Source organism: Flavobacterium wongokense, from assembly GCF_021608265.1.
Classification (GTDB): domain Bacteria; phylum Bacteroidota; class Bacteroidia; order Flavobacteriales; family Flavobacteriaceae; genus Flavobacterium; species Flavobacterium wongokense.
On sequence record NZ_JAKIHP010000003.1, the window covers coordinates 262,614 to 286,463 of the forward strand.

Here is a 23,850-nt window from a genome sequence, read left to right on the forward strand (position 1 = left end):
ACTAGAATTGGAAATAAATAAATTGCTGTTCCTTCGTTGAAAACAGGAAAATGGCAGTGATCAATAACATATAAAATCCGTGTCGGATGAATTTGGGCCAATTCAGGCCAAACTTATTCAAGGCATATTCTTCTTCACGCCCAAGCCATTCTACAACCATAAAAAACACGATAAAGAAAAATACAATATAAGGCGTGACGGTTGGCTTTGTAAAAAATGATGGTGAAAACATTTCCCTGATGTAGGCAAAGGCATTGGTAATGCTCGACGCCCTAAAAAATATCCAGGCAAAAACGGCCATCAGGAAGGTGATGATAATTGATAAAAGTTCCTTCAGGTTTGGAAAATAACTTCCTTTCGCAACGATTTCAAGATTGTTCCTGTGCGTATTGAAAATAATTGAAGGCATAATAAACAACGCATTCAAAAGTCCCCACGCGATGAACGTCCAATTGGCGCCATGCCAGAAACCGCTGACCAGGAAAATGATGAATGTGTTTCTAACTTTCATCCAGGTTCCACCTTTGCTTCCGCCAAGTGGAATATATAAATAATCCCTAAACCAGGTGGAAAGCGAAATATGCCAGCGTCGCCAAAACTCGGCTATGTCCCTTGAAAAATAAGGGAAGGCGAAGTTTCGCAATAATTCAATTCCAAATAATCGTGCTGTTCCCAAAGCAATATCTGAATATCCTGAAAAGTCACCATAAATCTGGAACGTAAAGAACAAAGCACCTAAAAACAAATTGCTTCCCGATTGATGCCCGGCGTCATTAAAAATCTGGTTGGCATAAATCGCACATTGGTCGGCGATGACAATCTTTTTGAATAATCCCCACAAAATCTGGCGCAAGCCATCAACAGCTTTGGAATAATCAAAATGCCTTTTGACTTTTATCTGTGGTAACAAATGCGTCGCACGCTCAATTGGACCGGCAACAAGCAAAGGAAAGAAACTTACGAAAACCGAATATTCGACAAAGTCCTTTTCGGCTGGAATCCTGTTTTTATAAATATCGATGACATAGGACAAACCGTGGAAGGTGTAAAATGAAATTCCAACCGGAAGTATCACTTTGAGCGTCCATGGATTTACGTGAAGTCCAAAATTGGCGATTAATTCGGCAAACGATTCCGCAAAGAAATTATAATATTTAAAGACTGCCAAAAACCCAAGATTCACGGTGACGCTGAGCCAAAACCAAAATGTTTTACCCGATTTTGTCTTTGATTCTGCCATTTTGAGTCCGGTGAAATAGTCCAAAAGTGTGGAAAAAATCAGCAGGAACATAAACCTCCAATCCCAACAGGCATAAAAGAAATAACTCGAAACCAACAGTAAAATATTCTGAAGCTTCAAATTTTTATTTGCAACAAACCAATAGAGCAGAAAAACTATCGGAAGGAATATTGCAAAATTTACAGAGTTAAAAAGCATATATGGCGTGTACTATTTTATGTGTTTAATTCGGAAACAATTGCATTTAGGGCAGCTGTTCCAAGGTTTTTATAGAGTTTGTTTTTAAAATCGGCTAGATAATTTTTCAAATGCTGTGTTTCTAAATGTTGGATGCCTGCTATAAAGTTTTCAGAATCAAAAACATGCTGATGATTCGAGTTTTTGCTAAGCAATTCATGAATCTGCAACGGCAATTCATTAATTTTAACATACAGCGGATAACAGCCATACGCTATCGATTCCAAACTTACCGTTGACGAAATGCTGACGCAATATTTCGCCTCATCAAAACTCTGGTTCAGGCTGAAATTCTTATAATCGTGCCAAATTATATTCTGAACCGATTGGTATTCCTGTTGAATATTTTGCGGAATCTCAAAATCAGGATGGCTTCTGATGATGATTTTATAATCGGGCATTTGCTTTGCCGTTTTGGCTGCAAAATGAATAAAATCCAACACATCCTGAGTGGTAATATGCTCGCCAAATTTCTTTTGGACTGCAAACAAGATTACCTTTCCTTTTTCAAAAACCTCATTGTCTTTCAGCGAAGGATGTCCACACGAAATTATATTGAGTTGTGGATTGTAAGGCTTAAAATTGGCCTCGAAAAAATCGCCCCAAACCAAAAATTTATCAAACGGCATATTCCTCCAACCTGGCTTCGTTGCGGTTTTTCCAAAGAAACCCCATTGCAGGCAATAGGTTTCAAAGTTGTTTTTGCTTCCCAATAATCCTAAAATATGCTGCGACTCCAAATCGCCTTCAATCACAATCAGCTTTTTATTTTTGAGCAAAGGCAGAAAACCGTTGGCTCTGTCAACAAGCGTTGTAAAATTGTGGTGTTCAAAATATCCTTTACTGAAAGAAGGAAAATCAGACTTTGGCAAATGTTTTTTATCGGTGTTGTTTGAATCAGCGTCGTTTTTATCCCAAAGCAGGAATTCTACTTTCTTACCCTGTTGTTCCAATGCTTCCTTTATGGGTTTGCTATAAGAGAAGAACTTTTTATTGGTAATGAAAACAAAAAAATCGGCATTTGATTTTTGTGTTTTATGAAATAACAGATGGTAGAAATACCTGAAAATATCCTGTGAAATTAATTTGAACTTATTGCTTTTTGGCTTAAAAAAACCTTCAAAATAGCGCTCGACCAAAAGCTGCATTTCATCCTCATTGGAAAGCTGTTGGATTTGATTCACCAAGGCTTTGCTGTTGATAATCGTATTGAGGTAAAACTGTATTGTCATTGGAATTACATCTACATCCTTATAAATACAAGAGCCCAATTTGGACTGCAATTCCTGATACAACGACTGATAAAATTGCTCTATCTTTTCAGTCATTAATTATTGTATTTCATTTTGAAGAGACGGCTGTAATATACAATCATGAAATGCGTAACCGACTTATTGTAGGCTTGTCCATATTTCAGGTAAATTCCGCTGCAGCCTTCCAAATCCAATTTTTTCAAACCAAGGTTTTTCAATGCTTTTATAATCTTTAAAAAATCATTGAAATTGTTGGATTTCAAACAGGAACTCAAGGGCAAAAAGACAAATTTTGCCATAACGTGGTTAATCAAACCTCGTTGTTTACTGCCATTTGTGATGGTTTTTGAGAAATCTTTTAAATCGGCTACAGCCAATAAAAATCCGTCGATTGCTTTTTTGGAAAACAATAATTTTGAGTTGGTTGCCGAACCCTGCCTGATGGTTCTCTGGTAAAATTTGGCCGATGAAAAACCAACGCGTTTGGCAACGGTAAATATTTTACCCAAAAACAAACCGTCTTCCAGAAACGGAACATTTTTAGGATAATGGATTCCGTGTTCCTTAAGCATTTCCAGCCTGTAAAGCACAGCCCAACTTCTGTCAGGGTCTTTCATTTCAACACTTCGTGGCGCAAAATAGCCTTCAACTCCATCAAAAATAATATCGTTTTTCGATTCGTAATCAGTTTCCCAAACGGAATTCCCTTCACGGTCAAAAATCTCGTAAGCTAAATATAAAACATCCAAATTCCTTGATTTGGCATTTTCATAAACCGATTTCAAAACATTGGGAACCACATAATCATCAGGGTCAATTGGCAGGATGTATTCGCCTTGTGCCTGGGCAATGGCATTATTCCGCGCCATCGAAACACCTTGGTTTTCCTGATTGATCAGTATCAGATTCGAAAACTCATTTTGCAAATCTTCCACAATTTCGCGGCAACGATCAGGCGAACCATCATTGGTAACAATGATTTCGTATTCGTCTTTTGGCAAATCCTGATTTTCAAGGCTTCGGATGCATTTTTCAATGTACCCTTCAACTTTGTATGCCGGAATGATGATGCTGAGTTTTTTCATTAAAACTAACCCAGGTTATTATTAATCGTATGTACAATCTGTTCCAATTCAGAAGCGACCAAACCTGCGTAAAGCGGTAGGCACATTACCCTTGAAGCAACATCTTCAGAAATTGGCATCGATTGCCCTTTGGTAAATTCAATGGTATTCAACGATGGATAAAAATAACGCCTTGGATAAATATCAACCTCATTTAAAGCCTGCTGCACTTCCAATAATTTTGCTTCCGATTCCAATAAAATTGGATAATAACTGTAATTCCAGCTTGCATTTTCACGGATTTTAAGCATTTGCAGTTTTCCGCAATCCAGATTGGCATTATAATATTCAACCGCTTCTTTTCGGCTGTGGATGATATCGTCAATGTAAGGCAAAACCGCTAATCCCATGGCTGCCTGCAATTCGGAAGTTTTTCCATTGACTCCTAAACCGTGAAAAGCCAACGGGCCATTGTGCCCGAAGTTGTGGCTGAAATACATTTTATGGTTCAAATCGGCGTCATTGCAGAACAATGCTCCGCCTTCGCCAGTATGGAATAATTTGGTTGCGTGAAAACTACACGTACTCACATCGCCAAAATCAAAAATCGATTTGCCTTTGTAAGTCACACCGAAACAATGCGCCGCATCATAAATCACTTTTAGGTTGTGTTTTTTGGCAATAGCCTCAATCGCTTCCACATTGCACGGATTTCCAAAAACGTGCGTAGCAAGGATTGCTGTGGTTTTTGGTGTTATGGCTGCTTCAATTTTAGTTTCATCAATGGTTAAATATTCGGGATGGATATCCACAAAAACCGGTTTGCAGTGTTCCCAAACAATCGAAGACGTTGTTGCAACATAACTAAAAGGCGTCGTAATGATTTCGCCTTCCTTTCCTAAAATCTTCAGCGCAATTTGAATTGGAATCGTTCCATTGGTCATAATGATGACATTGGAAACCGAAAGATATTTTTTAACCTTTTCCTCTAATTCTAATAATAATTCTCCTCTATTGGTCAGCCATTGATTTTTCCAAACGCGTTCTAATTGCTCCTGGTATTCTTCAATTGGCGGAAAAAAGGTTTTGGTAACGTTTATCATTTTTGAATATAGTTAACTGATTTTTTTTGAAACCGCCTTTGCATAAAAAAACGGATTGAGATAGACCGTCATCAGCTTGTAAAGGCTGACATTGACTTTTGTCTTCCTGGTAATTCCCATATTTTTAAAAAGCAAAGCGATGTTGTGCGTCCATCCTTCATCCAAAACCTGAAGTTTTGGCAAATGGGGATGCGCATATTTTTTCCTGATTTTGTAATTATTGATTTCCGATGGCTTGATCAAAACATCCTGGCCATTGTTATTCGTGGCTTTCGAATGCATACGGTAACCTACGGTTTCCTTATGGAAATAATACAGCCTGATTCCGGTTCCTGTGAGTTTGAGCCACATTGGATAATCTTCGACCAAACGGTTGGTTTCGTCATAACCTCCAACGCTGTTAATCGCCTTTTTATTCAAAAGGAACGATGGCGAGTAATGCAATCTATCTGCAATAAGTAATATTTTATATTGATCCTGAGCCGTAAAAGATGGATTCATCAGATTATCGGGAAAGGATTTCGGAATTGTTTTCAGGAAATTCTTTTCCTCAAAAGTATCCTGATACAACCGAACCTGGCTGAATACAATTTGTGCGTCTGGATTTTCTGAAATGAATTTTACATTGTCCTCGATGCAATTGGGCAGCAAGATATCATCGCCGGCAATCATCTTTACCCAATCCGATTGGCAGGCTTTGATAAACCGGTTGCAGTTGGCTGAAATTCCGGTATTGGCCGGGACTTTTATGAATTCGATTCGAACAAATCTATTGATTACGCGTTCCTGTTTTATCCATTCGTCAACCTTTTCGATAGTTCCGTCGGTAGAAAAATCATCCGAAATCAACAATTCAATTTCCTTGTAGGTTTGATTGTAGATACTTTCTAAGGTTTCTATGATAAAATCAACCGAATTGTAGGTCGCTACCGGAACAGATACTAACATCATTTTCTAGAAATGTTTTTCGTTTGGTGTGTATTTATGATGCTCCTGTTTGTGGATTTTCTTTTCTCTTGAACCACACATGATGCTAGCCTTTCTGACATCTTTTACAAAAATCTCAAATTGGTTTGTGGCCAAATCCAACGCAACACCATCAAAATGAATCCAGTCCAAATCGCCTAATTTTACATGTTTTTCAACCATTTTAGCGCCAGCCGCAACAGCCATCATACAGCCTAAGCTTCCGATATCGTGGCTGCTGTAACCCGGGAATAAATTGGGCAAACCTAAATGTTCGTAATGCCTAACGACCGAAATCTGGCAGGCTTCAGGCGGTGCAGGATAACTTGAAGTACATTGCAAAAGGAACAGGTTCCTGTTTTGGCAAAAATTATCAAGAACAAAATTCTCGTATTCCTTATCGGTGAAACCTGTTGATATTACTAAGTCGCCTTTGAATTCGTCGCCGGCTTTTTTCAAAAAGTTCCTGTGGTTCGAAATCGTAGATGGCAATTTAATTAACGGTGGATTGTATTTTTCCAAAAACAATAAGGATGGATAATCCAAAACTGAAGAGAACCAAACGATTTCGTTCTTTTCACATTCCTCAATCAGCACTTTCATCAAGGCATCATCAAGTTCGACACCATCGCGGTAATGCTTTAATTTGTTGCCAAAAGGCGAAATGTATTCGGTATTGAGTTCGTCCTGTGTGTAGAAAGTATCCACATCGCGTTTCTGGATTTTCACCATATCGGCTCCGGCATTTTTGGCCAGTTTGATCATTTTCCGAAGTCGGTCTGCATCACCAATATGGTTGTTGGTCAGCTCGGCTACGACAATCGTATAATTCTCATTCGCAACTTTTTCAAGCAGTTTTTGATATTCGGCAACATTGTCAAATTGGGATTTTGGAGCAACAACTTCTTCCTTTGCCAGCTGATTGAATTCAGAAACTGAAAGGCTGCTGAAATTGGCATTTCCAACATGCTTCAACTGAATACCCAGTTTATCCTTTAAATATTGTTGGATGAAAGCGTATTGGGAACGCTGCGTTTTGAAAAGGATTTCACGGTATAAGGCATCGTGGTTGGAATTGTCTGTTGGTGCAGATTCCTTTTCCAAATCGAAATCGAAACCAATCAGATAAATTGGCAGTTCCTTAGCTGAAGCCTGATTAATCAACCACGCCAGTTTAATTGCGGAAAGCAATAGGAAATCGGTAAGTTCAAAACTATCTTTTTCAAAAAGTGCCGCAATGTGCTCAACGCCTTCATTGGTCAGCGGATTGTAATCGGCATGAATGTACTCAGCGCTGCTTGGAAGAATCGCATCGAGTTTTTGGCTCGAAATGTAAACCTCATTCTTGAAACCATTTTTCTTGAATGATTCCAAAATCCTATCGGCATAAAAAATCGTAAAGTAACCGTTAATCAACAATTCCGAATCGTTGATATTGATAATCAGCGAACCAGAAAGCACTTCCTTATTGATTTGCTTTATGCTTTCGCCTTTACCAACGATTACGATGTTTTTAAACTCAGTTGGAAATTTTGAAACGATACTTTTCAGCGGGTTGTAAAAATTCTCCATTGTATTTTTTATTATTTACGGTAACGTCTAATCCTAATTTGTGCGCCATATTCAGTCCGGGTAAGATGTCCCAACAGCGCGCACCTTTTGGGTTTTGGAACATTTTATACCTTCCGGTCACTACGTTGAACATATTGTACATGCAGCAACCGATGATTCGGTATTCAAAGCCGGGTTCTAAATTCAGTAAGTCTTCTTTGGTAAGCGATGAGGAAATTCCGTAGATTCTGGATTCAAATTTTTCTTTTGGCAAATCATCGCTCAAAATGTAATGATTCAGTTCCGGCAAGGCAATCAAAGCCTCATGGAATTCAGAGCGTTTATAAATGCAAACACCTACACCCCATTCCATCAAGCCTGAAACAAAGTTTTCGGTTCCATCAATTGGGTCTACAACGGCAGTAAATTCAAAGGCATCCAAATCGACTTCACCAGCGGAATAGGTTTCTTCGGTAATGATTTGAACTGATGAATACGTTTTATTGATATAATCCATGCAGATTTTATCCAGCAGCAAATCGCCTTCGGAAACATAACTGTCGTCTTCCTTCTTTTTCTTGGTATTCCGAAGCTTAAGAACCGTTTCTAAATTGGCCTTAATTTCCGAAATAAGAGGCGTCAATGTACTCATTAATCAATTCTTTGTTATATTTTAAAACATTTTCCACAATCTGGAAATCAAATTCGTCATCGATATCCAAACCGCATAATTTATTGGTTACCACTGCTCCTACTTTTCTGCCAAGGAAATCATCGGTGGTGTTCTTTTGATCACTTCTGAAAACATCGGTGCTGAACACTTTGTATCTATCTCCAAAATCCTGGCGGCGCATCATCGATTTTCCATTGTCATCAAATGACGGAACCAGAATATCGCCTTTGGTCAGATATAGCCTACCTTCGCTTTCGCAAACGGTTCTTGAAGAAGTCAGGCTTGGATCATTTTTTAATTGGTCAATGCATTTTTGCACATCGGTCAGGCTTCTGAACACAAATGTTGGGCGCAGCCAAACTAAAATGTCCGGTTGCTCAATATTGTGCTCTTGAAATTTTTGATACAAATCGACCAAAATATCCTGTTCCATTGCGGTTGATGAAGCGGCATAATCCGAACGCAAAAAAGGAACTTCCGCTCCAAATTGCTTCGCGATTGCTGCATATTCCTCAGAATCTGTCGAACAAAAAACACGATCCACTCCAAGTGCTTTGGCAAACTCGATTGAATAAGCCATCAATGGTTTTCCATTTATTGGCCTGATATTTTTATTTTTTACTCCGACCGAGCCTGAGCGCGCCGGAATTATAGCGTATATCTTCATTATTTTTTGATTTTGTCTTTAACGTAGAGTAAAATCCCTTTCAGGTTTACCCTTTTATTCAATTCATATAAGCTGTATGAAATCGTGATGAGCACAATAACTGCCTGCGCATAATAGGCATTTGGGTAACCTAAAAATTTGATACAGGCAAGGCATAATGATAAGGCTGCCAATCCTTTTAGCGTAAGCGTGATTACGTCGGTTGAAAAGTTGAAATCGTATTTGGATTTCAAAACCGCTATCATAATTATCGTGAAAATAAAATAGCTTATGATGATTGAGATTCCAAGTCCGTTGAGTCCATAAAGCGAATAAAACAGCAAATTCAGGCTCAGTAAAATCACATTAGTAATGACTTCTACAGTCAGGAAAAGCTTGTTGTGGCCTTTTGCCAAAATCACGAAACCGGTAACCCAAACCAAACCTTTTAACGGAATTGAAAGTACGGCCCAAAGAATGAAATCCTGTGAAGCCAGGAACTCTTTGCTTAATAAAATCCGGATTAAGATTGGTGTTGTGGAAATCAGTAAAACTAAAACAATGCTCAGGATGATGATGACCAATTCCGATTGTTCGTTGACCAACTGTTTCCATTTTTTATCATCAGCTATAACTCCGGATAATCTTGGAAAATAGTCCGTTGCCATTGCGGTAAACACCATTCCGACATATCCTTCAACAATTGCCTGGCCTGCATTATACAATCCCAAATCTGATAAATTCCCCGTTTTTGAAATAAAGGCATTCAGCACAAAAGCTATCGCAGTTGTCATCAGATTAATCAGCGTAAGGCTCAAACCCAGCTGTACCATTGGTTTGCCAAGACTGAAAGTTTCTGCCCAACTAATATTGACTTTGTCAAATCTGACTTTGCTTCTGAAATAAAGCGAAACCAGGTAATTCCCCAAAGCCGTTAGGATAATTGCCGGAACAACTCCTTCAATTCCGTAGAAATAGAAAACCGGTAAAGCCGCAACCAAACCTGCAATCGCACCAATGATATTGGCCTGCGCCAAATAGCCAATCTGTCGTGTTCCTCTTAGAAAAGTATAAATTCCACCAGACAACGCTCCGAAAAGGAATGTAATCGAAAGCCAGATATAGGATGTCCAGTTTTTGGTCGAGCCAAAGGCTATCTTGCTTAATAAAGGCGAAAAGGCAATGGTAATTACGATTCCGAGTGCGGCTGTAATCCAAATCCAGCGGCGGAAAACGGTAAATGTTTTTCCAATATGATTGGTATCGCCCGAAGAATGCGCTTTCGAAATATCGCGTACAGCGCTTTCCGAAAGCCCTAAAGACGAAATGGTTTTAATCAGGTTCAGGCTCGACATAAACAAACCATTCAAACCCATTCCGGCAGTTCCGATAAGGATTGCCACGGCTTTGCTTCGTATCAGGGTAACCAAAATATTGAATACCTGAACGCCTCCAAAAATGGAAGTTGCTTTAAATATGGATTTGTAGCTGGTAGTTTTTTCCACTAAAACTTAGGCCTTGAAATTGTTAAGGATGCTGATGATTTTTTGGATTTCATCTTCAGTCATAACCGGGCTAATCGGCAAACTCAACACTTCGTCATGAATAGTATTGGTAAGCGGATAATCCAAATGATTCATTGCTGCGTAGGCTTGTTGTTTGTTGGGTGGAATTGGGTAGTGTATCAACGTCTGGACGTTGTTTGCGGTTAAATATTCCTGCAGTTTATCTCTTTGTTTGCATCGAATTACAAACAAATGCCAAACGTGTTCCTGATTTTTATCAAATTCAAATACCGTGTTTTCGGGAAATGGTAATGCGATATCCGGATTCTTGATTCCGTTGAGATAAAGCGAAGCCAATTGACGACGATATTGATTTTCGGCATCAATGTATTTTAGTTTGACTTCCAAAAACGCAGCCTGGATTTCATCCAAACGGCTGTTCAATCCTTGGAATTCGTTTACATATTTTTTGTTGCTTCCGTAATTCCCAAGTGCACGAATGTGTTTTGCAAGTGCGTCATCATTGGTCGTTACTGCGCCTGCATCACCCAAAGCTCCGAGGTTTTTCCCGGGATAAAAGCTGAATCCGGCTGCATCGCCAAGGTTTCCGGTTTTTGTTCCATTCCATTCTGCACCAATTGCCTGAGCATTGTCTTCAATGACTTTCAGGTTATATTTTTTGGCTAAAGCCGATAATTTTTCGTTCCACGAAACCTGTCCGTATAAATGAACCACCATAATGGCTTTGGTTTTTGGCGTGATGTGGTTTTCGATTAAATCAATGTCGAGATTAAGGCTGGAATCATTTGGCTCGACCAAAACCGGCTTCAATCGATTGTCTGTAATTGCCAAAATGGAAGCGATGTAAGTATTTGCCGGAACAATGACTTCATCACCTTCATTCATAACGCCCATATCAATATAGGCTTTTAGTATCAGGCGCAAAGCGTCCAAACCATTGGCAACACCGATGGCGTTTTTACTTCCGATGTAATTTGCGAGTTTGTTTTCAAAACTGCTTAATCTTTCGCCCATTAGGAACCAACCCGAATCGATAACTTCAGAAGCTGCCTGTTTTAGTTCGGCGGCGTATTGTGCATTTATTTTTTGTAAGTCCAAAAACTTAATCATCAACTAATTATTTTTTAAAATTTATATAAATCTCCGAACCTAAATCCGGAAAATATTTGATAAGGTTGTAAAATCCATCCAAAACTTTGGTGTCAATGATGTTGTTGTCCATCATTTTCTGCATTTGGGCGTGTGTGAAAGGTTTTATGAAATAAGAGCCTTTTTCGATAACGTTAAAATCATAATCGGTCACCAATTTTTCCAGGGAATTCAAATCAAAAACACGGTTCTGCTGAAATTGGATATTGAAATCAGACATTTCCATCTGCGATTTGATGAGTCCCATTTCCACAGCTAGTAATCTATGCAGCGAATTCCCATTGGGAACATCAATATGCACCACTGTTCCCGGTTTTACCAATTCCTTTAATCTTGTGAAAAATTTGCCCAAATCGGGAATTTCGTGAATCAATGCGCTTATGATGATTAAATCGTATTGTTTTGAATCTACAGCTTCAAGCGCATCTTCGAAGAAATTATTAAAGATTTCAACCTTTTGGCCCAAATTCAATTTGGCAATGTCCTCAACCGTTTTATCGTAAAACAATTTGGAAGGTTCCAATATCGTCAGCAGTTCAAAATTGGTAAAAAATTCGAAAAGCGGATTTACAGCACAGCCAACTTCAAGTATGGTTTTGTGTTTATTTTTTTGGATGACATCCACAACCAATCGTTTTCGGTATTCGACCTGATAGGATTCAAATGGCTGGTTGATGTATTCGTTCGAATAGCTGTGCAGATCTCTCATTAATCTAGTTTTTTGTAAAATTCATATAGCAAACTAATGGAACAGCCAATGCTTTCCTTGAACTCGCACAAGCCATGATTGGGCACAGAATCTACAGTAGAATGCCCGATGTCCAATATTTTGATGCCTTGCTCCTTATAATGTTTGAAGAGCTGATACGACAAAAAGTTCATTGTTTTGTATTCTGAAAACTTCGGCAGGTCACCCCAATAAATCACGCGGACGATAGAAGGTGCGATGTGATAAACAATAGCTGCGCCAATGCTTTCTGTGGCATTTTTTGCCAAAAAGAAATCCATTGGAATAACCGAATTGGTATTCATCAATTGCTCCCAAGTGAGTCGCAATGGAAAGCCTCTTTCTGCACGGTTTTGTGCAATTACGTCATAGGCAATCTTGCCGTTACTGATATCTAATTTTTCAAAAGTTAGTCCGAAGGAATTGGCTTTCTTTAAGTTCTTACGCGCATTGTACCAAATATCCTGTTCGTAAGTTGCCGTAAGATTTGCGGTTTGGAAATGATAGTTCAGTTCCATGTTTTTGGTTTCAAATCCGGCGCGGTACATACAGTTGGTCACTTTTGCCAGGAAATCTTCCTTATAAAAAAATGGCGGTGGAATGATTTTGATTCCGCTATATTTTTTGGCTGAAGCCCAATTAAACAAAGTCTCAAATGCTGCATCAATCTGGTACAGCTTTACATCTTCACTGGCAAACTCAAATCCACCAAAAGTTGCTGAGAATGGACTCAACAATAGTTGATCCCTCAAACCCAGGATAATTCCCAAACGGGTTTTGCTGTCCTTAAAAATCAAATAGTAAACTTTCTCAAACCGGGGTTCATTCAACTTACTGAAAGCTCCCGAATTAAAAATATGATTGGGGTTTGGAAAAGTTATGTCAAAAATTTCAGGAGTTACTTCGAGGATTTCCACAGTTTGAATTCTTCATAATTTCTAAAATAATCGGCCTCTTCATATACTTCAGAAGCCAAAACCATACAAATGGAACCGCTAGAAAAAGTATCCAAATCACGCCACAATCCCGGTGGAATCAATAATCCCTGATAAGGCTGGTATAAATGGAAACTTTGTTTGTTGTTCCCGTCATCTAAAGTAACCGTAAAACTTCCGCTCAGTGCTACCATGATTTGATATAAATCCCTATGGCCATGAGCGCCCCGCGATTCACCTCCGGGCACATCATACAAATAATAAATCCTTTTGATATCAAAAGGAACCTCTTCCTTATTGGTAATAGACGTCAGATTCCCATTGATTTGATGGTTTTTTGGAAATTCAATCAACCTGCAATCGTGTATCGTTGTCGTTTTTGCCATTTTACTTATTGATTAAATAAGAATTCAATTCTCTCATATAATCACTTTCATCAAATCCGTCGCTACATAAATGGAGTGAAACTGAATTGGTCGAAAAATTCTCCATGTGGCGCCAATGCATCGGCGGTATGTAGAGTGCAAAATAGCTTCTGTTCAGTGTGAAACGTTCCAGCGTTCCGTTGGGATGGGTAATGACCACATCAAAACTTCCGCTTAGCGAAATAATGAGTTCATGCTGCTTTTTATAGGCATGTCCGCCACGGGTTTCGCCTCCGGGAACATCATAAATCCAGAACACCCTTTTGATTTCAAAAGGAAGGTGATCGGGATGCTGTATGAATGTCAGATTTCCACGAAGATCATGGATCTTGGGAAGTTCTATTAATCGGGGTTTGTCCATTTGCGCGGTATCCATAAACGTTAGTTTTTTACACGGCTTCGCTTGGTCAGTCCCATTACGGGAACCAACAAAGCATTTTTTTTAAGGTCGAAATGACCTTAAACGGTATCTAGTGTACTGGTCATCAGTTCCTGTTCAAAAACCAATAAACCACTATTATCATGTTGATTGGTCAGATAGAAAACAACTTCCTTCTGTATCTCCAATTCAATCTTATGCGACAATTGTTTTATGTATTCTTCATTCAGATCCTTTCCTTCCAAAACCACTTCAATGCGGCCACTATCAATTCCTTTTACATAATCTCCAACAATAAACACGCGGTGCACCGGTCCCATTCGCTCTAAAACCATCTCAACGATGGTATCCAGGCCAATGTATTTGCGCACAATTTGTTGTAGTAGGATAAAGAATGGATTTTTTTGATTTGCCTTATAGGTAATCTTCTGATTGTCTTCATTTCTGGTCAGATAACCTGCTTCGGTAAGATTGTTAAGTTCTTTACGGATAGCGTTGGTAGATTCCTGCATTTCGGATGCCAAACCACGTAGATACCCTTCATTTGCTACGTTTATAAAAAACTTAACAAGAAGACGCAATCGTGTTTTTGAAGTAATTAAATTCTCAAGCATCGATAAAAATTTTCCGAGTAACAAATGTACTCATTAATTTCAATCAATGTTAAAATTCTAATAAAATAATCATGCAACTTAACAATAACTTAAGATTAAAGCTACTTTTTTTAAAATGGGAAAAAGGATAAAGCTTACTTATGTAAAATGACCTTAACACCCAGCTGTTCTAAGATTAAGGTTATCTGGCTTTTATCAACTTTATCGACTATTCCTTTTTGGCCGATGAATGGTCCTGAGGGAATCTCATATAGCGAACCTGGTTCGATGCCAACCACTTCAAATGAAACGACTTTATCCTGAAGCCATTTCTGAAGTATCTCAATTTCGGAATCTTTGATTATCGCAGGTTGACCAAGCCAATATAAATAGCGGACAACTCCGGACACCTGAAAAACCGATTCCCGATTATTGGGTTCCAAGCGGACAAATACATACGAAGGCAGCAAAGGAACTTCCACCTTTTTCTTTCGGTCCGACCATTGCCTTTCCTGGATAATCAATGGGCAGTATACTTCTATGCCGAGTTGAGCTAAACGCGAAGTTACTTTTTTTTCTTGTCTCGATTCAGTATATAAGGCATACCAAGGCATAATACTAATTTAATGGAAAGCTTCCGGGTTTAGGTTTTCAAAAATACTGAAAAAGTACGTACCAGTCTGCCTGAGTCTATTTTTAAATAACAAAAAAAAGACCCTCGATTGCTCGAAGGTCTTTTCATTATTTAAAAAGATTTGAATTATCTTTTTACAACTCTAACAGTTTCAACACTATCCTCTTGTGATACAACTACGTTGTAAACACCAGCTGGATATTGATTTCCTATTGTTGTTGTCTGCATATCCGAAACTCTTACGTCTCTTTGTTCAATCAATCTTCCGATCATGTCGTAAACTTTAATATTTACGTTTGACTCACTAGACGATTTCACATCAAGCATAAAGTTGTTCGCAAATGGGTTTGGATAAGCTGTAGCTTTAAATGGAATTGCCATTTCAGCTTTAGCTGCCGGAGGCGTGTGTAAGTCACAAGCCGTTGAGTAATCTCCAAATACGCCATTCAATTTGATTGCAACAGAAACCTGGTAGTTTTTACCTGGTTGAGCAATTGAGAACTCATTCAATTTGAAGTAAGAGTAAACAATCTCTCTCTCTTGAGAGTTAAGAACATCCTCTCCACTAACTTCCTCTAACAATACTTTGTAGTGAGGGAATCCTGGATAAGGTGTAATGTTCAACTGTTGCGTCAATGGTGTAGCCGCAACCAATCCACATTGTGATGGAACTAAACTAGTCGTTGGGAAGAACGGTGTAGTAACTTTACACTCCGGTCCATAACCCGACCATACTGTTGTAGAACCATTCAGGATGCTGTACTGTACAGAGATTGAATACGCTGTATTGTATGCCAATGTTCCAAAGGCTGTCAACGATGAGAAACGGCTCGCACTAACTGCACTATAAGTGTAAGCTGGAGTTGGTCCGTTATCTGCAAACAATCTGATACGGAATTGGTATCCTGTAGCATAAGATGCAGCTGTCGCTGAAATGTTCGCGTTCAATGTAGAAACTTGTGTTCCACATGTTGGCGAAGCCATAGTTGTCAATGGAATTGATGGTGTATTTACTGTACACTCTGCTCCATATCCTGATTGAACAGGTAAGTTGCTTACAGGATCAGTAAAGGTATACTGAACCGAAACTTTGTAGCTTGTTCCATATTGTAATGGGAATCCTGTGAATGTATTCGCTCCAACAAAACGTGTAGCTGACTGTGATGTAGCATACGTTGGTGATGGGTTAGCGTCATTCAAACGGATACGGAAAGTATAACCTGTAGCATTCAATCCCTGGTTCGCTGTAAGCGTTGAAGATAAAGAAGCTAAGGTAGCGCCACAACTAGCTGTGTTCAATGTAATCAACTGAACACTTGGTGAGAATACTGTAATCGTATTTCCTGCAAAAGGAACAATCTCTTCATTGATAACTGCAGATGCCTTAATGGTATACTGAGCTCCATGTGTATGAAGCGCTGCAGGAATCGTCACGTAACGTGAAGTTTGGATGATATCCGCAGATACTGCACCTGTAGTCACGTTTGTGATAGAGAAACGATATTTAAGATTCGTAAATGTACTATAAGTATATGGTACTGCAGGTATTGCTGTTGCCAATGATGTTAATGTAGTACCATTGTATGACGGAGTCATGTTAACAACAACCGGAGTACATCCTTGTGATAATGTAGTTGAACAGTTTTCTAGGATACCATTCCAGCAGATTTCTGCAACACCATTAACTGTATTAGTAATACTGTTACTAGTTGCATTGTCAGTTGTTCTACAAGTACCACCAGTTACTGAAATTACAACAGATACCGATTGACCATTAGTCAAACCAGAAGTTGTAAACGTATTTGATGTACTAGTTTGAACAGTTGTAGCACCTACTTTGAATGCATAAGTTACAACAACTGGTCCTGTACCATAATAGTCACCATCATTCAGACCACTTAAACTTGAAGCAGTAGCTGTGAATGTAACGCTTGTTCCAGCGCAGAAAGTGTTATCTGCATCATTGCTCGCCAATGTTACTTGTGGAGTCAATGGAGAACTTACGTCTGGATCACTATCATCACAGTCACCTGTAGTAGTAACATAACCTAATCCTGTAAGATCATTACATGACGTTTGACTATCTTCCGGAATAGTACTTCCTACTCCATCACCGTCATTATCAAAATAGTAAGTTACTAAAGTACCAACTGTCATGCTTACTGAAGCACAAGTAGTATTGTTTCCTGTACCTTCTGCACGAACATAATATGTTCCGCTGCTTGGTATTGAAACATTCGCGAATGTAGCTGTAGAAGATGTAGCAACTAACGTACCTCCGCCTTCTGTACCACAACCACCTCTATACAATTTCCATGAAGCACCAGTTCCTAAAGAACCACCTGTAACAGTGAAATTAACATTACCTGGGCCGCAAATTGTATTACCCGCAGCACTTGAAGTAATTGAAGTCGGCGCTACAGAAGGGATAATTGGAAGTTCTGAAACGCAGAATGTAAAGTCACCTTGATTGGCTACAGTTGTAGAATATACAATTACATAGTAATCTGTATTTGGAGTTAAACCTGTCCAAGTACCTGTAGTACCCGCAACAGATGCATCATTACAGCTTCCACTGTAAACGCTTCCGCAAGCTGTATATAAACCAAAGGTAATCAAACCTGTTCCACTTAAATCTGTAAACTTGTAGTTAAGTGAAGTGTTTGCACCACTGTTGAATTTATAGAATACATCATAATAAGTAGCAAATAAATCACAAGAGTTTTTAACAACTCCTGGTGAAGGTTGTGCATTAATGGTTGTTCCAGCTACTTCATTCGCAGGACAAGTACCATCAGCACCTACTGTTAAGGTAACTACACCTGAACAGTTATCATTCGCTGGAGGTAGAGGACATGCAACATCTTCGTAAATTTTGATGTTGAATGTACCAGTAGATGTAGCGCTATAAGGCCAAACCTGAACATAGTAAGTTGCTCCTGGCGTTAATGAACAGAATGATAATTCTGGCATTAAGCTGTTGAAGTCATCACTACATCCTAAAGCATTTCCGGCAACTGCAGGACAAGAATCCCATACCTGCATCACAAAATCTGTAAGTGAACCACCAATAGTAGTAATTACAACTTTGTTACCATTTGCCGGAGCAACGAATTTAACCCAACGGTCTTTTTTACTAGGGTTTCCTGTAGCATCACTACAAGTACCTGCAGGACCGTCTGAACTTACACCAGTTGATAAGATTGTATCTGGAGCAGCAGCTAAGCTGGCAGCAACAACTACAGTTCCTGCAGTTGCACAGCTTTCACCTTCAGTTAAAGTGAAAGTAGTTGGTCCAGCCCAGTTTGATGAACCATCAGTACCTGTACAATTAGTTCTTACATATAAGCTGTAAGCTACATTGACTGTCAATCCAGGAACATCATTAACAGAAGTTGCAGCAGTTGTTCCAGAGGTTTGTAAACCTGTAGCACCGCTTCCTCCTGCACCTGATGTACGGATTTCCCAATCGTAATTTGTTGCAGTTCCAATTGTTTGAGCTGTCCATGAAATATCAGCTGTAGTTAGAGTAAGATCGCTTACTGTTAAAGCTGAAGGAGTTCCACACGTTGGTGGTCCATCGATAGTCAAATCATATCCTGCAATACATGCCGGAGCAATCCAGTTGTCAACAACAAGGTAATAAGTAACACCTGCTGTTAAAGTAGGAGTCATAGTTCTTGTTAATCCTGTAGATGCCTGAACATTACCAACACAAGTACTTCCTGTTGTAAACGGACATCCTGCATATAGCTGGATACCTGCATCATCATCAGAAGTTGTTGTTAGAAGGATAGTATGCATACCTGTTTGAGTCGGAGTAAAGATATATGTTCTGTCTTCACCACCGTAGTAGTTTGTACTACCAGTTACACAAGTAACATTAGATGAAGTAACATTATTTCCGCTTCCACAAGTAGTTTGTGCAGTTGTAGCGTAAGGGATACTAGGAACCAATACTCTGTTAACTCCTAATCCTGTAGGACAAGAGTTTGGAGTAGTAAAGCTTTGTGGGCCTGCCCATGTTGATGAGCCATCTGCTCCTGTACAATTTGTTCTAACATATAAGCTATAAGTAACGTTCGCTGATAATCCAGGAACATCATTAACAGAAGTTGATGCAGTGTTTCCAGAGTTAATTAACCCTGTTGCTCCACTACCTCCGGCACCTGATGTACGGATTTCCCAGTCATAAGTTGCAGCTGTTCCTAATGATGGAGCAGTCCATGCAATATCAACACTAGTTCCTGCAGCAAAATCAGTTGTAGCCAATCCTGTTGGAACACCACAAGTTGGTGGAGGCGTAATGCTTAAGCTATACGTTCCAACACAAGCAGGTGAAGGGAAATTATCAACAACTAAATAATAAGTAATTCCAGCTGTTAAAGCTTGGTTTATTGTCCTTGTCAATCCTGTAGTTCCTATTGCACTTGTCAAACAAGTACTTCCTACAGTAAACGGACAACCTTCGTATAACATAATACCAGCATCATCATCTGTAGAAGTAGTTAAAAGGATTGTATGAACTCCTGTTACTGTTGGAGTAAAGATATAAGTTCTGTCTTGTCCACCGAAGTAGTTTCCACTTCCTGTAGGAACACAAACAACATTGGTAGAAGTAAGATTGTTTCCGCTTCCACAAGTTGTTTGTCCTGAAGTTGTGTAAGGGATGCTTCCTACTGTTACAGAGTTAACTCCCAATGATCCAGGACAAGATGCAGCAGTAACGGTAATTGCAAATTCACTTGAAACAACGTCCGCACATCCTGAGATAGAACGTGCAAATACTACATAATAAACACCAGTTGCACTAAATGAAAGGTTAGCCGGATTTGTTGTAGCACTTGCTATATTAGTATAAGGGCCTCCACTAACAGTAGAAGATTTCCATTGGAAAGTAGAACCTCCTGTACCATTTTCACTATAAGAACCTACTGCATTTACAGGTAAGCTAGATGGACCGCTTATAGTACCTGCAGTTGCAGAAGGTACAACATTGAATGTCCATGTAGGACATCCAGAAGCTGCTCCAATAGCATTAACAGGAGTTACAGACCAAGTATGTGGACCTAAAGCAAAAGGACTTGCAGGAGTATATGAAGTTGTAGTTAATCCATTGAATGGAACACCATCAACTACTAAGTTATAAGAAGTTCCTCCAGCTGGCCAAGTAAGGGTAACAGAAGCACTATCACAAGTTGAGCCTCCATCTGCAGGAGCAGTTGGACCACTCAAACAACTTGGTGCACTACCTGTAACACAAATAGTAAAGTTACCTGTTCCATAACCTGAAAGAGCATGGTAAACACGTACGAAATAAGTGTTTCCAGGGATTAATCCAGAAGTAGAAACTACTTCAGCCTCACCTCCAACACCATTGTTTTGGCAGGCAACCGTAGTTAAAGTACCCGAACATAAATTGTTAGAAGATGAGAATATCTGAACTATCGGATTAAATCCTGCAGCACCAGGTGTTACTGTAACCGTTGGATTAGCAGTTGGAGCAACAAATGAATAGTAAACATCATCGTCAGAAACACCTCCACAACCAGCTTCTGGAGAAGCAGTTGCATTTTGTGTTGTTCCACTTGTAGTTGTACAAGTTCCTGATACACTTAATGGAGTAGCATTACAAATTGCATCATTGGCAGGAGCCTCTGGAGTAGCGTTTACGATGATTGAGAAATCACCAGTAACACCATAACCCGGAGCGGCAATCTTCACAGTTGGAGTAGCCGAATAGCCAGTACCTCCTTGTGAACTTTGTAAAGCCACAGCTGAAATTGCACCACCAGTTACGGTTACTTTTGCTACAGCACCAGAACCTGTTGCGTCAGTAATGTAAACAAAAGGAGTAGCAGTAAGTCCATTACCACCATAACAGGTAACATAACCTGAACCTCCTACAAGACCAGTAAATCCGGTAATAACACCGCCAGAAACCGTTGCATTAACAGTAGCAGTAGTACCACCACCTGTATGATAAACACGTACATAGTAGTCATTACCAATAACAGTAGATACGTCAGTACCATTGATAGTTTCAGTTAATGAAGTACCTGTCATACTGTTTGCATTTTTAGATGCAACCGGAGTAGTGAAAGTTGGATCGGTAGTACCGTTAAATAATTGCATTGCTGCATCATAACCTCCTGCACCTCTCAAACTTATAGTAGTGTTTGTTGAAATAGCATTGAATTTAAACCAAACGTCATCGTCTGCATTCGTAGAAGCTATAGGTGCTGCTACTCCTGTAGTTGCAGTTGCAAATGCAGAAGAATAGAACGAACCGCATAAGTTAGCAGGCGTAGTTGGTAGTGGAGTCAAAGTAATTGCCCCAGCAGGATCATCATTCGATGGTGGTCCTGGAACGGCTGGTTGTGGATCGTTTGCACGTATTGAACCAGCTGGTGTAAAAGTATATTTACTGTTACAATCAGGCAATACAGACAATTTATTGATACCTTCATTGGTCATAATTCCACCAAGGCTGGTAAAGCTTAATGAGTTAGCTTGTTGTAATCCCATTACATCACCTGCTGCTGCAGGAGTTGCCCATGTTCCGGCAACCATACCTATAGTATAGTTATAAGCAAGTCCGTTGGTTACAGTTGCATTAACTGGATTCGTACCATCAAACCCTTGCATAACACCATAAACGTATTCAATTACGTTAGTAGTTTCGTATAATTTCACTTGGAAATTCAAACTTGGACCAGGATAATTAAATAACTCTAAGTTTTCCCATTGTACAGTCAATACTCGGTTAGGAGCAGATCCTGTAACCTCATATTTAATAAACTGCGAGTTAGGAGTACTAACATTATTCACAAATAAATCTTCCCAGAATGGAGCCAAAACATAGTTATTAGATGTAGAAGCTGTTAACCCATTATTAAAGGTAGTACTTGTATTTCCTGCATTCAATGTCATAAATCCATTGGTACATACACGGAAAGTATTAAATGTACTTCCTGCATAAGTAAATGGGAAAAATGAGAATTGTCCGTAGTTTGTATCATCAGCATTCGCTGTTGTTGAATTAACCGTAGTTGCAGTTCCTGATACTGGTGTATAAGTCGTTGAACTTCTGGCAATAGTATATTTCAATTTGTCAGCAGGAGCCGAAGAAATGCTGGTTCCTGTTGTGTTGTAGTAATAAGCCGGTGAAGTACATTTGTTACTTTCATAAGCTCTGAAATAATAAGTAGTTCCTGCAACCAATCCGGTTACAGTTACTGTTGAAGCTGTACCGTCATAAACTAATTTTTGTCCTGGAGCAGTATACACTGTACTAGCTGTTCCAGGTGAAGTGTTGTCTGTTGGATTAGTGAATGAATTCGAATCGCTGATAAATATCGAACGGTTATTTCCGTTCCCTGCAGTCCAAGTTAAAGTAATACTTGTTGCTGTAGATGCAGATACTGAAAAATTACTGATTTGTGTTGTTGGACCAACCTGACCCGAAACACTAACACTATTAGTTACATCGGAAGCACTTGCCGCCAAGCAGATAGTTCTTCTTCTGTATAATTGTGTACCACTTCCTGCTACATAAGCTGGAGTTGTATAACCTGCATTTGTAGAGGTACCTCCTGCATTTGACCAGTTTGATCCTCCATCAGTAGAAACTTCCCATTGAAAAGTTAAACCCGAAACACCTGTCTGGCTTCCGGTAACAGTAAACGCCTGAGTTGAACCAGGACAGATATTCACCGCAAGTGGTGCAGCTGATCCCGGTGCAGGTGTAGAGTTACACGGTGTCGGTGGTGTATAAGTATAAGTCATTCCATTACTTGGCATTCCAGGAGGAGAAGCAGTACTGTTTCCTGACTGAGTCGCACTATTTGATCCTCCGGCAGTTGAAGCTGTGAATAAAACACCCGCAGCGTTTGTTCTGTTAAGGAAATCTGTATTAGCAGCACCTCTCAAACCAATTTGTGGTAAACCTGAAGCCGCAGTAGAACCTACAGCATAAGAACCAGGACCATAATGTATGATTACATTATTGGTAGTCTCCTGTAATCTGATCTGGATATTTGTTCCATAAGCACTTGTAGTTGAAGTGTCAAAAGTAGGACGCAAATCCTTCCATTGGATTACGATTTCACGGTTAGGAGCAGTTCCTACCACGTCCCAACGGATTTCACCCGTTCTTCCACCTAAACTGAAAAAGCTGTTGGTATCCATACCCCATGCTGAAACAGCACCGGCATATCCCGTAGAAGCACTAATAGGTGCATAACCTGTCGTAGAACCACTCGAAGCTGGAGCAGTTGTTCCAAAAGTTATGAAACCGTTAGTACTAACTCTACATGTGGTATAACCAATTCCGTTGAACGTAAAAGTAAACGGAAATGTACCTGTTGTAAAGATAGTGTCGTCTAATGAGCCTCCAGTTGTATTGGCTGTTGCAGTCCCCAAGATTGCACCGCCTCCGGCAACAGCACCAGTTAAGAGGTTAAAAGAACTGGTACCCTGGGAAAACCCATAATTCGAAACCTGTGCCATCGCACCATTACCTCCAAAAAGGCAACAGACTAACAGCACCAAACTAACAAGCCAGGATGTAAATCCTGACTTAGTGGAAGAACTCGGCGGTGAGCCAACGTCCATTCCAACTCCACTTTTGAGTGTCGTATCCATACGCCAACTCAAAGGATTGTAATTTTGATTCATAGTTAAAATTTAAATTTAGATGTCTAATGTAGAGATATATTTTAACAAAATGTTAATGATAATCTAAATT

General features: G+C 39.4%; 17 protein-coding genes. All 17 read right to left on the reverse strand.

Annotation, left to right across the window (positions count from 1 at the left end; all coding sequences use genetic code 11):
* Position 1 precedes the first annotated feature (1 nt).
* Positions 2–1,438 (reverse strand): MBOAT family O-acyltransferase, encoded by a 1,437-nt coding sequence (locus L1S31_RS10485; RefSeq protein ID WP_236464684.1) that lies wholly within the window; start codon positions 1,436–1,438, stop codon positions 2–4.
* A gap of 17 nt (positions 1,439–1,455) precedes the next feature.
* A complete protein-coding gene (locus L1S31_RS10490; RefSeq protein WP_236464685.1) occupies positions 1,456–2,805 on the reverse strand; it encodes a hypothetical protein in 1,350 nt (449 codons plus the stop codon).
* Positions 2,805–3,815, reverse strand: coding sequence for a glycosyltransferase family 2 protein (locus tag L1S31_RS10495; RefSeq protein WP_236464686.1), 1,011 nt, complete (start codon positions 3,813–3,815; stop codon positions 2,805–2,807). The genes L1S31_RS10490 and L1S31_RS10495 overlap by 1 nt, the downstream gene beginning before the upstream one ends.
* A 5-nt stretch (positions 3,816–3,820) precedes the next feature.
* Positions 3,821–4,897 (reverse strand): DegT/DnrJ/EryC1/StrS family aminotransferase, encoded by a 1,077-nt coding sequence (locus L1S31_RS10500; RefSeq protein WP_236464687.1) that lies wholly within the window; start codon positions 4,895–4,897, stop codon positions 3,821–3,823.
* A 12-nt stretch (positions 4,898–4,909) separates the two neighbouring features.
* Positions 4,910–5,848 (reverse strand): glycosyltransferase family 2 protein, encoded by a 939-nt coding sequence (locus L1S31_RS10505; protein WP_236464688.1) that lies wholly within the window; start codon positions 5,846–5,848, stop codon positions 4,910–4,912.
* A 3-nt stretch (positions 5,849–5,851) separates the two neighbouring features.
* Entirely contained in the window at positions 5,852–7,435 is a 1,584-nt protein-coding gene (locus L1S31_RS10510) for an N-acetylneuraminate synthase family protein (protein WP_236464689.1), read from the reverse strand.
* The gene (locus tag L1S31_RS10515) at positions 7,383–8,066 is read right to left on the reverse strand and encodes an inositol monophosphatase family protein (protein WP_236464690.1); all 684 of its coding nucleotides are present in this window, start codon (positions 8,064–8,066) and stop codon (positions 7,383–7,385) included. Before L1S31_RS10515 ends, L1S31_RS10510 begins: the two co-directional genes overlap by 53 nt.
* On the reverse strand, positions 8,032–8,754 hold the full coding sequence (locus tag L1S31_RS10520; RefSeq protein WP_236464691.1) for an acylneuraminate cytidylyltransferase family protein: 723 nt from the start codon (positions 8,752–8,754) through the stop codon (positions 8,032–8,034). The genes L1S31_RS10515 and L1S31_RS10520 overlap by 35 nt, the downstream gene beginning before the upstream one ends.
* A complete protein-coding gene (locus L1S31_RS14940; RefSeq protein WP_236464692.1) occupies positions 8,754–10,238 on the reverse strand; it encodes an oligosaccharide flippase family protein in 1,485 nt (494 codons plus the stop codon). The genes L1S31_RS10520 and L1S31_RS14940 overlap by 1 nt, the downstream gene beginning before the upstream one ends.
* A gap of 6 nt (positions 10,239–10,244) precedes the next feature.
* On the reverse strand, positions 10,245–11,369 hold the full coding sequence (locus L1S31_RS10530; protein WP_236464693.1) for a DegT/DnrJ/EryC1/StrS family aminotransferase: 1,125 nt from the start codon (positions 11,367–11,369) through the stop codon (positions 10,245–10,247).
* Positions 11,370–11,376: 7 nt separating this feature from the next.
* Positions 11,377–12,117: a methyltransferase domain-containing protein gene (locus L1S31_RS10535; RefSeq protein ID WP_236464694.1), complete on the reverse strand. Its 741-nt coding sequence runs from the start codon at positions 12,115–12,117 to the stop codon at positions 11,377–11,379.
* Positions 12,117–13,052 (reverse strand): GNAT family N-acetyltransferase, encoded by a 936-nt coding sequence (locus tag L1S31_RS10540; protein WP_236464695.1) that lies wholly within the window; start codon positions 13,050–13,052, stop codon positions 12,117–12,119. The genes L1S31_RS10535 and L1S31_RS10540 overlap by 1 nt, the downstream gene beginning before the upstream one ends.
* Positions 13,034–13,456, reverse strand: coding sequence for a sugar 3,4-ketoisomerase (locus L1S31_RS10545; RefSeq protein ID WP_236464696.1), 423 nt, complete (start codon positions 13,454–13,456; stop codon positions 13,034–13,036). The genes L1S31_RS10540 and L1S31_RS10545 overlap by 19 nt, the downstream gene beginning before the upstream one ends.
* Before the next feature lies 1 nt (position 13,457).
* Positions 13,458–13,871 carry a sugar 3,4-ketoisomerase gene (locus tag L1S31_RS10550; protein ID WP_236464697.1) on the reverse strand — a complete coding sequence of 138 codons (414 nt, stop codon included), beginning with the start codon at positions 13,869–13,871 and terminating at the stop codon, positions 13,458–13,460.
* A gap of 83 nt (positions 13,872–13,954) precedes the next feature.
* On the reverse strand, positions 13,955–14,488 hold the full coding sequence (locus tag L1S31_RS10555) for an ArsR family transcriptional regulator (RefSeq protein ID WP_236464698.1): 534 nt from the start codon (positions 14,486–14,488) through the stop codon (positions 13,955–13,957).
* Between the two features lie 134 nt (positions 14,489–14,622).
* On the reverse strand, positions 14,623–15,081 hold the full coding sequence (locus tag L1S31_RS10560) for a UpxY family transcription antiterminator (RefSeq protein ID WP_236464699.1): 459 nt from the start codon (positions 15,079–15,081) through the stop codon (positions 14,623–14,625).
* A 146-nt stretch (positions 15,082–15,227) separates the two neighbouring features.
* Positions 15,228–23,780, reverse strand: coding sequence for an NIDO-like domain-containing protein (locus L1S31_RS10565; RefSeq protein ID WP_236464700.1), 8,553 nt, complete (start codon positions 23,778–23,780; stop codon positions 15,228–15,230).
* Positions 23,781–23,850: the final 70 nt, after the last annotated feature.

Bases quoted from the DNA above. Each gene is read 5' to 3' on its own strand.
- L1S31_RS10485 (WP_236464684.1), bottom strand. From the start codon at position 1,438: ATGCTTTTTAACTCTGTAAATTTTGCAATATTCCTTCCGATAGTTTTT.
- L1S31_RS10490 (WP_236464685.1), bottom strand. From the start codon at position 2,805: ATGACTGAAAAGATAGAGCAATTTTATCAGTCGTTGTATCAGGAATTG.
- L1S31_RS10495 (WP_236464686.1), bottom strand. From the start codon at position 3,815: ATGAAAAAACTCAGCATCATCATTCCGGCATACAAAGTTGAAGGGTAC.
- L1S31_RS10500 (WP_236464687.1), bottom strand. From the start codon at position 4,897: ATGATAAACGTTACCAAAACCTTTTTTCCGCCAATTGAAGAATACCAG.
- L1S31_RS10505 (WP_236464688.1), bottom strand. From the start codon at position 5,848: ATGATGTTAGTATCTGTTCCGGTAGCGACCTACAATTCGGTTGATTTT.
- L1S31_RS10510 (WP_236464689.1), bottom strand. From the start codon at position 7,435: ATGGAGAATTTTTACAACCCGCTGAAAAGTATCGTTTCAAAATTTCCA.
- L1S31_RS10515 (WP_236464690.1), bottom strand. From the start codon at position 8,066: ATGAGTACATTGACGCCTCTTATTTCGGAAATTAAGGCCAATTTAGAA.
- L1S31_RS10520 (WP_236464691.1), bottom strand. From the start codon at position 8,754: ATGAAGATATACGCTATAATTCCGGCGCGCTCAGGCTCGGTCGGAGTA.
- L1S31_RS10530 (WP_236464693.1), bottom strand. From the start codon at position 11,369: ATGATTAAGTTTTTGGACTTACAAAAAATAAATGCACAATACGCCGCC.
- L1S31_RS10535 (WP_236464694.1), bottom strand. From the start codon at position 12,117: ATGAGAGATCTGCACAGCTATTCGAACGAATACATCAACCAGCCATTT.
- L1S31_RS10545 (WP_236464696.1), bottom strand. From the start codon at position 13,456: ATGGCAAAAACGACAACGATACACGATTGCAGGTTGATTGAATTTCCA.
- L1S31_RS10550 (WP_236464697.1), bottom strand. From the start codon at position 13,871: ATGGATACCGCGCAAATGGACAAACCCCGATTAATAGAACTTCCCAAG.
- L1S31_RS10555 (WP_236464698.1), bottom strand. From the start codon at position 14,488: ATGCTTGAGAATTTAATTACTTCAAAAACACGATTGCGTCTTCTTGTT.
- L1S31_RS10560 (WP_236464699.1), bottom strand. From the start codon at position 15,081: ATGCCTTGGTATGCCTTATATACTGAATCGAGACAAGAAAAAAAAGTA.
- L1S31_RS10565 (WP_236464700.1), bottom strand. From the start codon at position 23,780: ATGAATCAAAATTACAATCCTTTGAGTTGGCGTATGGATACGACACTC.